Annotated in this window: 13 protein-coding genes; 5 read left to right on the forward strand and 8 right to left on the reverse strand. The window is 67.5% G+C overall.

The window, feature by feature from the left end; translation table 11 throughout:
* The 4 genes from VFG33_RS02505 to VFG33_RS02520 form a co-directional block, all read right to left on the reverse strand.
* Positions 1-1,232 (reverse strand): ABC transporter substrate-binding protein (locus VFG33_RS02505; RefSeq protein WP_325021917.1); only part of this gene is annotated, 1,232 nt, incomplete at its 3' end.
* Between the two features lie 15 nt (positions 1,233-1,247).
* On the reverse strand, positions 1,248-2,108 hold the full coding sequence (locus VFG33_RS02510) for a carbohydrate ABC transporter permease (protein WP_325021919.1): 861 nt from the start codon (positions 2,106-2,108) through the stop codon (positions 1,248-1,250).
* Positions 2,101-3,018, reverse strand: a complete 918-nt coding sequence (locus VFG33_RS02515) for a carbohydrate ABC transporter permease (protein ID WP_325021921.1) — start codon at positions 3,016-3,018, stop codon at positions 2,101-2,103. Before VFG33_RS02515 ends, VFG33_RS02510 begins: the two co-directional genes overlap by 8 nt.
* Positions 3,015-4,223 (reverse strand): ROK family protein, encoded by a 1,209-nt coding sequence (locus VFG33_RS02520; RefSeq protein WP_325021923.1) that lies wholly within the window; start codon positions 4,221-4,223, stop codon positions 3,015-3,017. The genes VFG33_RS02515 and VFG33_RS02520 overlap by 4 nt, the downstream gene beginning before the upstream one ends.
* A 339-nt stretch (positions 4,224-4,562) precedes the next feature.
* On the opposite strand from VFG33_RS02520, the gene VFG33_RS02525 reads away from it, so the two are divergent.
* Positions 4,563-5,000: an LUD domain-containing protein gene (locus tag VFG33_RS02525; RefSeq protein WP_325021925.1), complete on the forward strand. Its 438-nt coding sequence runs from the start codon at positions 4,563-4,565 to the stop codon at positions 4,998-5,000.
* A 7-nt stretch (positions 5,001-5,007) separates the two neighbouring features.
* Here VFG33_RS02525 and VFG33_RS02530 read toward each other — a convergent pair whose 3' ends face one another.
* Complete coding sequence (locus VFG33_RS02530) at positions 5,008-5,958, reverse strand: amidohydrolase family protein (RefSeq protein ID WP_325021927.1); 951 nt, start codon at positions 5,956-5,958, stop codon at positions 5,008-5,010.
* A 78-nt stretch (positions 5,959-6,036) separates the two neighbouring features.
* On the opposite strand from VFG33_RS02530, the gene VFG33_RS02535 reads away from it, so the two are divergent.
* A complete protein-coding gene (locus VFG33_RS02535) occupies positions 6,037-6,498 on the forward strand; it encodes a MarR family winged helix-turn-helix transcriptional regulator (RefSeq protein ID WP_325021929.1) in 462 nt (153 codons plus the stop codon).
* A gap of 27 nt (positions 6,499-6,525) precedes the next feature.
* Here the strand turns inward: VFG33_RS02535 and VFG33_RS02540 are convergent, their stop codons facing one another.
* On the reverse strand, positions 6,526-7,836 hold the full coding sequence (locus VFG33_RS02540; RefSeq protein WP_325021931.1) for a glycosyltransferase: 1,311 nt from the start codon (positions 7,834-7,836) through the stop codon (positions 6,526-6,528).
* Entirely contained in the window at positions 7,833-10,052 is a 2,220-nt protein-coding gene (locus VFG33_RS02545; protein WP_325021933.1) for a glycoside hydrolase domain-containing protein, read from the reverse strand. The genes VFG33_RS02540 and VFG33_RS02545 overlap by 4 nt, the downstream gene beginning before the upstream one ends.
* A 276-nt stretch (positions 10,053-10,328) precedes the next feature.
* Here VFG33_RS02545 and VFG33_RS02550 point away from each other — a divergent pair, with 276 nt between their 5' ends.
* Positions 10,329-10,673: a hypothetical protein gene (locus tag VFG33_RS02550; protein ID WP_325021934.1), complete on the forward strand. Its 345-nt coding sequence runs from the start codon at positions 10,329-10,331 to the stop codon at positions 10,671-10,673.
* Between the two features lie 273 nt (positions 10,674-10,946).
* Positions 10,947-11,537, forward strand: coding sequence for a response regulator transcription factor (locus VFG33_RS02555; RefSeq protein ID WP_325021935.1), 591 nt, complete (start codon positions 10,947-10,949; stop codon positions 11,535-11,537).
* Between the two features lie 57 nt (positions 11,538-11,594).
* On the opposite strand, the gene VFG33_RS02560 is transcribed toward VFG33_RS02555, so the two are convergent.
* The gene (locus VFG33_RS02560) at positions 11,595-11,786 is read right to left on the reverse strand and encodes a SapB/AmfS family lanthipeptide (protein ID WP_325021937.1); all 192 of its coding nucleotides are present in this window, start codon (positions 11,784-11,786) and stop codon (positions 11,595-11,597) included.
* Positions 11,787-11,936: 150 nt separating this feature from the next.
* Between VFG33_RS02560 and VFG33_RS02565 the strand changes: the two genes are divergently transcribed.
* Positions 11,937-12,835 (forward strand): caspase family protein (locus tag VFG33_RS02565; protein ID WP_325021939.1); only part of this gene is annotated, 899 nt, incomplete at its 3' end.

Here is a 12,835-nt window from a genome sequence, read left to right on the forward strand (position 1 = left end):
TTGACCTTGGTCTGGGCATCGGCGAGAGCCTTCTCCACCGGCTTGCGGCCGGCCGCGGCGGAGGTGAGCTCGGTGGTGACCAGGTCCTGCATCTCCTGCTGGCGCTCGATCACCGGCGGCAGCACGGTCTGCTCGAGCGCGCTGAAGACGGCCTTGCGGTTGGCCGGCTTCTTCTGGTCCAGGTACGGCGCGAGCTTGGCCTCGTCAGCGACCGGCGGGAGCTCCCAGGAGGACGCGAGCCGGGTTTTCGTGGTGTCGTCGGACGACGCCAGGAAGGTGACCCACTTCTGCGCGGCCTCGGCGTTCTTGGACGCGGCCGAGACGACCAGCCCGTTGACGAACATCGCGGACGCCTTCTGGGTGTTGCCCGGCTCGACCACGACGTCCCAGTCGAACGGCGCGTCCGCCATCGGACCGAACATCCAGATCCCGGTGTGCCACATCGCCAGCTTGCCGGACTTGAACAGCTTCGAGTCGAAGTCCGGAGTACCGGCGCCGTCGGCCTCGGTCGGCATCGTCTTGCCGACCTTGTCGATCAGGAACTTGGCCGCCTCGACGCCCTGCGGGGAGTCGAAGGTCGCGGCGGTCCGGTCCGCGTTGAGGAACTCGCCGCCGTTCTGCGCGAGCACCTTGTAGAACTCGTTGTAGGACACGGGCTGGTAGTCGCCCCAGACCTTCTGGCCCTTGTTGGTCAGCTTCTGCGCCGCGGCCTGCTCGTCCTTCCAGGTCCACTCGGCCGTCGGCTCGGCCACCCCGGCCTGCTTGAACAGCGCCTTGTTGTAGAAGAGGACGACGTTGGAGAACGACTCCGGTACGCCGTACTGCTTGCCGCTGTCGGCGAACGCGTCATACAGCGACTTCTTGTACGCCGAGGCGTCGACGTTCTGCAGTTCCGCGAGGGAGCCGTTCTTCGCGTACGTGACGAAGTTCTCGTAGTTCAACTCGAAGGCGTCGGCCGCGGTGCCACCAGCGACAGCGGTCTGCAACTTCGTGAAGTAGTTCGCGAAGGGCACCGTCTCGACCTCGACGGTGATGTTCGGATTGGCGGTCTGGAAGGCGGTGACGATCGCCGCCAGGTCCTTCTCGTGGCCGTCGTTGGCGGAGAAGTTCATGTAGCGCACGACGCTCTTGCCGTCCGGCGCCGCGACTTCCTTGGTCGCTGAGCCTTGCCCGCAGGCAGTCAGCGCGAGTGCGGCGGCAAGGCCGATGCCCGCGATCTTCAGGAGGCGCATAGCGGTTCCCTTCCCTTACTTGATGCCTGTGTGGGCGACACCGGCGATGATGTGGCGCTGGGCGAGCAGGTAGACGATGGCGATCGGCACGATCGAGACGACGGATCCCGCCATCACGACGTCCCACTGGGTGGTGAACTGGCCCTGCAACGTGGACAGGCCCAGCGGGAGCGTCATGAACTCCGGCGACCGGATCACGACGAGCGGCCAGAGGAAGCTGTTCCAGCTGCCCATGAACGCGAACACCGCGACGGTCGCGAGCGCGGGGCGGATCAACGGCAGCACGATGGTGGTGAAGATGCGGAGATGCCCGGCGCCGTCGATGGTGGCGGCCTCGTCCAGCTCCATCGGTACCGCGGTGACCGCCTGGCGCAGCAGGAACACCCCGAAGGCGGACGCGATCGTAGGCGCCAGCAACGCGAAGTACGTGTCCTGCAGGTTCAGGGTCTTCATCTCGATGAAGAGCGGGACGACGAGAACCTGCAGCGGCACCATCAGCGTGGCCAGGTAGAACCCGAAGACGACGTTCTTCAGCGGGAACTTCAGCCGCGCGAACCCGTACGCCGCCATCGAACCGGTGACGAGTTGGAGCAAGGTGGAGGCGACTGCGACTCCGAGCGAGTTCAGGATGATCCGCCAGATCGGCAACGCGTCGAGCAGGGTCTGGTAGGCGCCGAGGGTCGGGTTGTCGACGATCAGCGTCGGTCCGTCGGCCAGCGATCCCTCCGGCGTGATCGAGGTGATCACCGTCCACAGGAACGGGAAGAGCATGATCGCGGCGCCGACCAGCACAGCGGCGTACAAAACAAGCCTGGCAGCGAGCGAGCGGGTCTCAGGACCGTCGTACTGCGTGCTGCGGCGTCGCGTGCTACGCATAGTGCACCCACTTCCGCTGGCCGCGGATCTGGACCACGGTGATGACGAGGATCAGGGCGAAGAGGATCCACGACAGGGCGGATGCCTCGCCCGCGCGGCCGTAGCGGAAGGTGAGGTCGTAGATCTGCCCGACCACCACCTGGCTCGATCCGGCCGGACCGCCCGCGGTCATCACGTAGACCTGGTCGAACACCTGGAACCCGTTGATCAGCGAGATCACCACCACGAAGAACGTCGACGGGGACAGCAGCGGAAGGGTGATCCGCCAGAACCGTTGCCAGGCGTTCGAACCGTCGACCTTGGCGGCCTCGTAGAACTCGCCCGGGATCGATTGCAGTCCGGCCAGCAGGATCACCATCACGAAGCCGAGGTCCTTCCATGCCGACGACAGGATCACGGCCGGCAAGGCCCAGTGCGGGTCGGTCCACCAGCCTGGTTCCGGGAGGCCGACGGCACCGAGGACCTGGTTGACCAAACCATTCGTTGGATTGAGCAACCACTTCCAGACAAGGGCGACGACGACCCAGCTGGTCACGACGGGCAGGAAGTAGGTGGCCCGGAGGAAGGCGCGTCCTTTGAGTTTCTGGTTGAGCGCCAGCGCCAGGAGAAGGCCGCCGGCGTACACGATGGGGAGGTAGCCGGCGACGTAGATCAGCGTGTGCAGGAAGACGCGGCGGGTCATCGGGTCGCTGAGCAGGTTGCTGTAGTTGCTCAGCCCGACCCACTCCATCGGGGAGATCAGGTTCCACTTGTGCAGGCTCACCCAGAGGGACGAGACCATCGGGACGAGCGTGAAGATGAACAGCGGGATGGCGCTGGGCAGCAGGAAGAACAAGACCCAGCCGAGGTTCTTCCAGTTCCGCGGGCGCCGGCCGGTCGCAGTGGGATTCTTGGTGCGGTCCTGCTTCATTGGGCGCCCAGCCTCGCGCGGACCAGGCGGCTCTGTTCGCCGCCGTTGCCTGTGGAGTCGAAGGGCGACGCCAGTACGAGAGAGGCGGCGCCGCGGGCCCATTGGTCCTCTGTCCACGGCTCGACCACCACGGGCACGGCCCTGCGGGCCGGGAGCAACGATCGCCGGAACGACGGCTCGAATCCGGTCTGCCATAACTCCCATCCGTCCACCCCTTCACCCATCAGGACCACGACCTCGGGATCGATCGTGTGGATCACGCCGGCCAGTGCCCGGCCGAGCATCGCGCCTGCTTGGTCGAAGACCTGTCGAGCGGCCGCGTCGCCGGTCGTTGCTGCGCGCAACAAGGTGGCGAGGTCGCCGCGGGGACCGATGACCTGGCGGGCGCGCGCGGTCCGGATGATGCCGGCGGCACCGATGTACGCCTCGAGGCAGCCGGTGGATCCGCAGGTGCAGGGCGGTTGGTCCGGTCCGTCGTGTTCGGTCGGGATATGGCCGATCTCGCCGGCGCCGCCGTTCGCGCCGCGGTAGATGCCGCCGTCCACGACGATCCCGCAGCCGATACCGCGCCCGATGGTGACGACCAGGAAGGCCGAGTGGTCCCGCCCGATCCCGTACAACCGCTCAGCGGCGGCCAGGGTGTTCACGTCGTTGTCGACGAGCACCGGGGTGCCGATGGCGGCGCGGAGTACAGGGCCGACGGGGGCCGCCTGCCAGGACAGGGTCGGGGCGTCGACGATGCCCGAGGCCTGCGAGTCGACGGAACCCGGTACGCCGACGCCGACGCCGAGGAGGCGGTCGTCCAGTTCCGCGACCTCCTTCGCCAGGATCTGGCCGAGGCGGGCGATCGCGTCGTCGGCGCCGGGGTCGTAGTCGTGGGCGGCGGAGGAGCGGACGGTGCCGTCGAGTTCGACGGTCACGATCGCGACGTGGTCGGCGGTGACCTTGGCGCCCATCGCGACGCCGGCGTCGGTGACGAGGCCCAGCAGGCGGGCGGGGCGGCCGCCTTTGGAGGGGACGGACTGGAGTTCCTCGACCAGGCCGCGGGTGATCAGGTCCTTCGTGACCTGGGTGACGGTCGCGGGGCTGAGGCCGAGTGCGCGGGCGATGTCGGTCCGCGAGGTCGGGCCCTGGGTGCCGAGCAGGCCGACGATCCCGGACGGAACCAGCTCACCCCGGGGGATCGGACCTTGGGAATTGACCACGCGCCAGCCTCACTTAGTTCGGCACTAAATTTAGTGAGAAACTAAGTCGTGCCGCGGTCGCCTGTCAAGACCGGCGACTGTCGAGATTCGCTAGATCTCAGATTCTGTGTCAGCAATCTGAGATGTGTTCGGGGGTGGATGAGAATCAGTGGGGCTCCGCGAATCACTGCACCGGAGTCGGCGGATCTTCGCCTGGTTGGCGGTGGTCGGGCAGCTCAAGGGCACGGCCGATCCGCGGGCCGAACGACCCGCGGTACGCCTGATCGGCCTCGCCTTCTGCGGCCTGGCCCTCAATCTTGCTGACGAACCGCCGCGACCGTTGCCCCAGGCATCGTTGAGATGGTCTACTGCGCCCCTACGCCGCTGTTGAACGGCCCCGACGCCTTTGGTTGTGCGAGTAGGCCTGAACACTCAGACCGAGTCGCGGGGAATCCAGGTCTCGGCTCATTCGGCCAGGGCAGTGACGTCTATCTGGGCAGCGTCCAGGCGGTCACCAGGTCCGGCCAGGTAGTGGGCGTGGACTACTCCGGCAGCCGGCAGGCGTTCTACCTCTTCGGCCCTGCGAGGGGCATCTGGGTGGTCGGCGTCAATGAGGTGGTCCCAGACCTCGACGCTGCCTTGGCCCGGCTTCACGGCATCGCGCTGCCCGAAGAGGACGCGCGCATGAAAGCGACCGGAGCGCCGGGCAGTGCCGCCAACAAGACCGTAATCTACGACGCCGAGCCCCTACCGGAACGTGTCACGATCGTCCTCGTCGACCAGCCTCTCGGCTTCTGAGTTTCCGTCAGGCCGGCGGGGTGACGCCGAGCAGGTTGGCTGCTGTGGTGTCGAGAATTGCCGTCGTGTCGGCGTCGTCGAGGTTGGCTCGTTCGATGTAGGTGACGGCTTCTTGGAAGGCTTCGCCGGATTGGTAGGGGAAGTCGGTGCCGAGGACGAGGTGGTCGGCGCCGAGGGTTTCGGCGGCGGCGTGGAGGGCGGGGATGTGGTTGTGGGCGACGGTGTCGAACCACATTCTGCGGGCTGCCAGGCTGGGCTTCTCGGGGGTGTTCGGGGATTCCCAGGGCTGCTGGCGGTCCATCCGGTTGAGGGTCATCGGTAGTGCGCCGCCGAGGTGGGAGCCGAGGATCTTGAGGTTGGGGAAGCGGCTCGGGATGCCGGCCAGGATCAGGTGGGTGAGCGCGACGGTGTCCTCGATCGGGGCGCCGATCGACCAGGTCATGGTTTCGCTGATCAGCTCTGACTGGGCGCGGGTGCCGGCCGGGTGGACGTAGAGGACCGAGCCACGGCGGTCAAGTTCCTCGTAGATGGGGAGGAAAGCGGGGCCGTCGATCGCCTGACCGAGTACGTCGGTGGTGATGGCGACGCCGAGCATGCCGAGCTCGTCGAGCGCACGGGTCAACTCGGCCAGCGCGGCATCGGTGTGGGGGAGCGGGAGAGTCGCGAACGCCCGGAACCTGTCGGGGTAGCGGTTGGTGAGCTCGGCGTACTCGTTGTTGACCCACGTGGCGGCCTCGACCGCGTGTGCCTCGTCCTCGAAATGTGGTGAGGCCGGTGGCGTCGACAGGACCTGTAGGTCGATCCCCGCCTTGTCCATCAGGGCGAACCGCTGGTCGAGTTCTTCGCTGGTCGATCCCGCGCCGAGCCTGTGGTGAGCCGGCGCCTCGGTGCTCCCGAAGCTCTCGAGCAGGTGCAGGTACTCCTCGCTCCACAGGTGAGCGTGTACGTCGATCCTCATGGTCCTGGTTCCTCTCCTCTCGAAGTATCTAACACAACAATAGATATCATGTTAGATATTCCAAGATACACTGATCTCATGCCAACGGACCAGCAGTTCGAGGACTTTGTCACCGCCACCCATGACCTGTACGCCGCCATGCGCCGCAACCGGGCCCAACTGGCTCGCGACGCCGCAGGCCTCTCCCTGTCCCAGTTGGCCCTGCTGGACGCCGTAGCCACCGACGGACCACTCCCGGTAGGCGAAATCGCCACCCAGGCCGGCGTCTCCGGCCCCAATGCCACCCGAATGCTCAAGCAGTTGGAGCAAACCGGCGTGGTGACCCGAACCCGCTCACCCAGCGACGAACGCAAGGTGGAAGTGGCCCTGACTCCCCCGGGCCGAGCCCTCTACACCCAGAACCGCCACGCCCTCCGCGCTTCCCAACAGGCTCATTGGGAGACCCTCAGCCCCACCCAGCGAACCCAGTTCGTCAAAGTCCTCCAGCAAATGGCCGTGATGATTCCGCAGTGGGTCCCTGTTCCAGCCAACCGGGACTGACTGCCTCGCATGGTGCGGGCATCAACATCAGGCGACGTGGACGGCGGGGGGCGCGGCGAGCGCGAAGAGGCGGTCGAAGACCGGAACCCGGTCGAACTGCAACGCGTACGCCCGTGCGCGCCGCTCGGCTGCCGCCCGCTGCTCGGAGGTCCAGTCGCACACGACCTCATCAAGCACGGTCCGCAGCGTGGCCGGGTCACGCTGCGGCACCAGCAGGGCCGTATCACCGACCGCCTCGGGTACGCCGCCGGTTGCGCAGGTGATGATCGGCCCGCCGCCGGCGAGAGCCTTCTCGACCAGCGCGATCCCGAACGTCTCAACGAACTCCGGCTGCTCGCGTGTCGGCAGCACGAACGCCGCGCTCCCGGCCATCAACGCCGGCTTCTCCGCGTCGTCCACGTCGGTCAGCACCTGCACCCGCTCGCCCAGGCCCGCTGCCGCCACCCGCGCCACCACTTCAGCTTCCTGCGGCCCGCGCCCGGCCAGGACCAGTTGCACCCGCTCGGCTGTCCGCGACCCGGCGTAGGCGTCGATCAGGTCATCGACCCCCTTCGCCGAGGCGATCCGGGACAGGAACAGCACGTACCCGTCCCGCGAAAGGCCGCGTCGGGCCAGAGTTTCGGCGATCCCGTCATCGGTGAGCGACAGGTAGGACCAGGAGTCGACCGCCGGGTAGGAGATGGCGATCCGCTCACGGCACCGCTGCGCGAACGTCGTTCCGTGCATGCCGTCGAGGGTCGCCGCCGAGGCCACGATCAGGTCCCTGGTGTACTCCGACACCGCCACGCAGTGGTCGGCCGCCAGGTAGACCGACAGGATGTGTGCGGCCGCCCCGAACCGGCCGGTGTTCACGCACTCGCGCACCACGTTGGTGATGTCGGAACCCACCGCCTCAGCCACCGTAATGACCCGTGCGGGCCCGATCCGGCGCGCCACCTGGACGGCCTCCTGCACGGCGATCGCGTGCGGACTCAGGTACAGGGACATCGCCACCGTCGGCACTCCGTCGCTGAACAGCTCGACCAGCCGCCCGATGAGCCCGGACAGGTAGCGCCCGTCCGGAACCCGGTAGTCGCCGACGGGAGCGGGCCGCTCCACGGTGATGCCAGGGCTGTACGGCAGCACGCGGTCGAGTGGTTTCAACGGCAGCCCGGCCGCCTCCAGCGCATCCAGCGGCCAGGTCACGATCCGCACGTCGTCGAACCCGCGGGTGAGCGCCACCTCCGCGAGGCACCGGGCCTCACCGGAGTGCCCGCAGATCACCGGGTCGGCGCGGACGACAATGACCAGGCGGCGGTTGGGTGCGGACGGGACGAGCGTGTCGTCGGCGATGCTCATGCCTCACCTCCAGCGGCGTGCAGCGGGTCGGATGTGGAGGGTGGCCTGATCTGATTGCCCCAGCCGGAGGGCTGAGGGCCGAGCTCGATGTGCAGGTTGCGGATGTGCCGCAGTTCCCGGCCGGAGATCCAGGGGCGTTCGAGTGTCTTGCCGTTCACCGCGATGGATTGGACGTAGGAGACCGGTCCGCCTGCCTCGACCGGTTCGAATCCTGTGGTGGTGATCGACAGGTCGCCCTCCGGCAGCCGGGTCATGGACTCCGCCACGGCCGGCGCGCTCACCAGGAACAGGTTCTGCCCAGCCACCGGGAACAGCCCGAGCGTCGCCCACACGTACCACGCAGACAGCCCGCCGGAGTCGTCGTTACCTGGCAACCCGCCCCGGCCCGTGCCGAACTGGTTGGCCACGGCGGCATGCACCACCTCTGCCGTTCGGTCCGGCCGTCCCGCGTAGTGGTAGGACCACGGCGCCTCGTAGTCCGGTTCGTTGTTCAATCCCTCGAACCGGCTCAGGCCGTACCCGGCGTCCATCTCGGCCACGCTCGGCGCCACCCCCGGCTGGGTGACCGGTGCGGCGTCGTACCCGAAGAACCGGTCGAGCAGCCCCACGAACGCCTCATCGCCGCCGGCGAGCGCGATCCGCGCGCGCATGTCGTGCAGCAGCCGGAAGGAGTAGTTCCACCGGCCGCCCTCATAGAACGTCGAGTCGCGCAGCAGGCCGGTGCCCGGGTCGTACGCCGCCCGCCAGCCTTGGGCGAGGTCGCGCATCTGCTGGGCCAGCGGCCGGTCGCGCACCTTGTGGGCGATCGCCGCGGTGCAGTGGTAGGCGTACGCCAGGTCGAGGGTGTGGCTGATCGGGTGCGCCACACCGTGCACCAGGTAGTCCTCGCCGTACGTCCGGCGCAGGTCCATCTCCAGGTGCACCATGGCCCAGTCCCAGTCGATGCCAGGCAGATCCAGTTGGCACAGGTCGGCAAAGAAGGTGTGCGCGAGGGCGCTGCCCTGCCGGGAGAACCGGTCGGCGCCCTTGGCCATCCGGTAGCCGATCGGCAGGTTGCCCTCCTGCTCGGCAATCGACAGCAGCGCGCTGGCCAGCGCGACCGAGCGCTGCGGGAACAGTGTGGTCATCAGCGGCAGCTGGGTGCGGTAGATGTCCCACATGGTGCAGATGTCGAACGCGTACGGGCCCTCGGTCGTCGACGACGGGCTCTCGTCCGGGGCGAAGCACGGCTTGACCAGCGAGTGGTAGAGCGCGGTGCCGAAAACCGTTGCCTGGTCATCGGACTCTGCCTTGATCTCAACCTTTCCGAGGTGGTCGCGCCAGCTGGCTGCCGTGCGGTCGCGCCGCCCGGCGAATGTGGCCTGGGTACGGCCGACGTCCGTGCGCAGGTTGTCGCGGGCCGTCTCACACCCACGCAGGGAGAACCCCAGCCGCACCTCGACGGTCTGCTCGGCGCGCGAGGGGCCCATGAACATCAGCCCGAACGGCCGCAAGGTGGTCGGCCGGATGTAGTCGAAGTCGAGGCGGGTGCCGCCCGGCATCAGGCGCCGGTCGTACCACAGCGCCTGCCGCCAGCCGGGGGCGTCGACCTCCAGGTGGACGGCCAGCGGCACCCCCTCGACGTGGATCTCCCCTTGAGCCACCCCCGGCTCCAGCATCGCCAGGTGTGCCTTCAGCGGCACAGTCTGGCTGTGCGGGATGGCCAGGCCGCCGGTCGAGGCGTCGATGACGATCCGGGCGGCGTCATGCGCCGGGAAGGTGTACCGGTGGACGGCCGACTTGGGACCGACCGTCACCTCGCAGCGGATCCCCGAGCTCAGCGTCGCCGCGTAGTAGCCGGGCTCGGCAACCTCGTCCAACAGGTCCCACGTGGTGCCCAGGTCATCGAGCGGGCCGAGCATCGGCGTGACCCGGAAGTAGTTGTAGTACTTGCGGATCGCGCCCGTGCCGGACTGCTGGAAGTGGGTGAAGCCGGAGGCGACCGGGCGGTCATACAACAGGTCGGGCACGCCCTCGGTGTTGAAGTCGTACAGCCCGTAGCCGGTCGGGTAGGCCCCGGAGTACGGGCAGGCCGACACCATTCCGAAGGGGTGCACGGCGCCCGGGTGGGTGTTGCCGACCTGCGGCTTGGGCCACCACCAGGTCCCTGCCAGGCCCTTTGGCGTGGGCAGATCGGTGGCGCCGGTCCCGATGAACGGGTCAACTTGCTCGTACATGGGGGATCACCGCCTCGCGCGGCTGACGTGGACTCTCAAAGTAAGAAGCGCATGTTTCAGCCGCGTGACCGAAGGAAACGCACAGGTTACGACCGGCTCGGGATTCCTTCACCGGGGCTCTGCCGGTGGCACGGGCATGCCACTGTCACCGGCCGAAGTGGGCTCTGAGACCATCGTCACGTGGTAGGTATGTCCTGAGTAAGGACTGTGTGAAGATTCGCTGCTGACGGCTCCGTCGATGTGGCTCAGCGGGCTGCTGACCGTAAGTTCGGAGAGATGTCAGTCGAAGTCAGGAGTGAGCGAAGTGCAACGGGGCAGTCAGGCCGTGCCGTCGGCATGCCTGCAGAAGACAGTGTCGGCGTGACGATGCTGAACAAAATCCTGGCGATCGCCGGAGTGGCTCTGCTGCTCGGCGGAGTGGCGCTCGGCTTCCGGTCGGTCTCCTCGAGCGGGACCGACTGCGGGTCCGTGTTCGCACCGGCCGCCGGCATCACGCCGATGGCCTGCGACAGCAACCTGAACAATTCGGCGACCCTGGTCACCGTTTTGATGGTCCTTGGCGGATTAAGTCTGGTAGCGGCCATCGCGTTGAGATTCATCCGCTCCCGCGTCACCGTCTGACCCACTCTTGGGGGCAGGCCCGATGACCTTTTGGCTGCCCTAATAGCCCTGGCGGCTTTCCCGCCCGGCAACTTCCTTCCCTGGCGTCACAACCCTGTGCAGGCAGCGGATTCATTGGCCGAGAGCAACGGTCGATGGGGGGTGACATTTGCGCCGGATGGTCCCAGACTGACTGGTGACTGATTTTCGAATTTCTGGGGAATTCGGTAACCCATAAGTCTCGAAAGCATGTCACGGGGAAGCTGTAACGGGGGCGGGGCCATGATTCGGGTAGTGCTTGGACATCGGGGCACCTTGCTGCGAGGTGCGCTGGCGGCGGTGTTGTCGAGAGAAGTCGATCTGCACGTGGTGGCGGAGGTGGACCACGCCGACGACGTGCTGCCGGCGGTCGCGCGCGAGCATCCGCACGTGCTGGTGCTGGATCCGCGGATGCCGGGCGAGATCGGCGTCGACAAGGTCTGCCGGCTGGTCTCGTCGCCGGGCGTACTGATCCTCGTCGACCGGGACGTCCGCGCCGCGGTCAACCTGGCGCTGGTCCGGCTGGCGCCGCGGGTCGGGCTGATCGCCACGGACGCGTCGCCGGACGAACTCGTCGACGCGGTCCGGCGGATCGCCGACGGCCTGCCGGTGATCGACCTGGAGTTGGCGATGGCGGCGCTCCGGGCCGGAGACAACCCGCTCACCGAACGCGAGAGCGAAGTACTCCGCCTCGTCACCACCGGGGCGACCGCGAAGGAGATCGCGCGCAAGCTCAGCCTGAGTGCCGGAACCGTGCGCAACTACCTCTCGCACATCCTCAACAAGACCGGCTCCCGCAGCCGGATCGAGGCAATCCGCAAAGCCCAGGAAGCAGGCTGGATCTGACCGTGCCGACGTGGATCTGACGGCCCCCAGGCGGCTGCCGTCAGATCCACTCGCCGGTCAGTGACAGAGGAGCAGACTGAGGTTGCTCGGCCGCTGCGAGCCGCAGAAGAGGATGGTCAGCGTGCTGCCGCCGCCACCTCCGCCCCCGCCACCGCCGCCGCCGTGCCCACCAGGAATCTCGAGCCCCTGCAGGTCCAGAAGTGCCATTGCCGCCATCTCCTTCACGTTCGCCGGATCTGTCGCGGTCATCCTCCGCTCGCCGTTCACCCGCCCAGTAGTGGATGAGGTCACCACTCACCCGTGAAGAACACATCACCCTACGGATGCGTAGCTCAGCAGATGGGTGGCGTCGGTCGACCTTCGTGCCCGATCATGTGAGGGGCCGACGATGGGGGACAGATGGGTAGGCGGCTCGCACTGCTGATCGCCAGCAACCGGTACGATGACGCAGGGTTGCGGCAGCTGGCCGCCCCGCCGCGCGACACGGAGTCGCTGGCCGAGGTCCTGGCCGATGCCGAGATCGCCGGGTTCGAGGTCACCACCCTGATCAACGAGCCGCACCACCGGGTCGGCGCGGCGATCGGGGAGTTCTACCGGACCTGCCGGACCGACGACCTGACGCTGCTGTACTTCAGCGGTCACGGCCTGAAGGACGAGAACGGCCGGCTCTACCTGGCGATGAGCAACACCCAGCGGGACAGCCTGCTGTTCACCTCGTTGCCGGCCGAGCAGATCGACCAGGCGATGGATGGCTCCGCCGGCCGCCGCCAGGTACTCATCCTCGACTGCTGCTACAGCGGGGCCTTCCCTTCCGGCTTGCGGGCGAAGGGCGACACGGACGTGCATGCGTTGGAGCGATTCCGGGGCCGGGGTCGCACAGTGCTGACCGCGTCCGACTCGACGCAGTACTCGTTCGAAGGCAACAGGGTGAAGGGCAAGGCGGTTCAGTCCGTGTTCACCAAGCACCTGGTGCAGGGACTACGCGACGGCAGCGCGGATCTGGACGGCGACGGGGAGATCACCCTGGACGAGCTGTACAACTACACCTACGACCGGGTTGTCGCCGAGACGCCCCATCAACGGCCCAAGAAACAGGCCGAGGTCGAGGGCAGACTCGTCATCGCCAGGAACGTGAACTGGTCCCTACCGGTCGCCGAAGTGGCAGCGGAGGCGACGGCTGCGTCGCAACCGGCTCCCGATCGGCCCGCCGGTCCCGTTCGATGGCGACGGACAGCGGGAATCCTTGCCGGGCTGGCCGCGCTACTCCTGATCGGCGGTGTAGTCGCCCGCGCCGAACG

It is taken from the genome of Kribbella sp. (assembly GCF_035687465.1).
In the GTDB taxonomy this organism is placed as follows: domain Bacteria; phylum Actinomycetota; class Actinomycetes; order Propionibacteriales; family Kribbellaceae; genus Kribbella.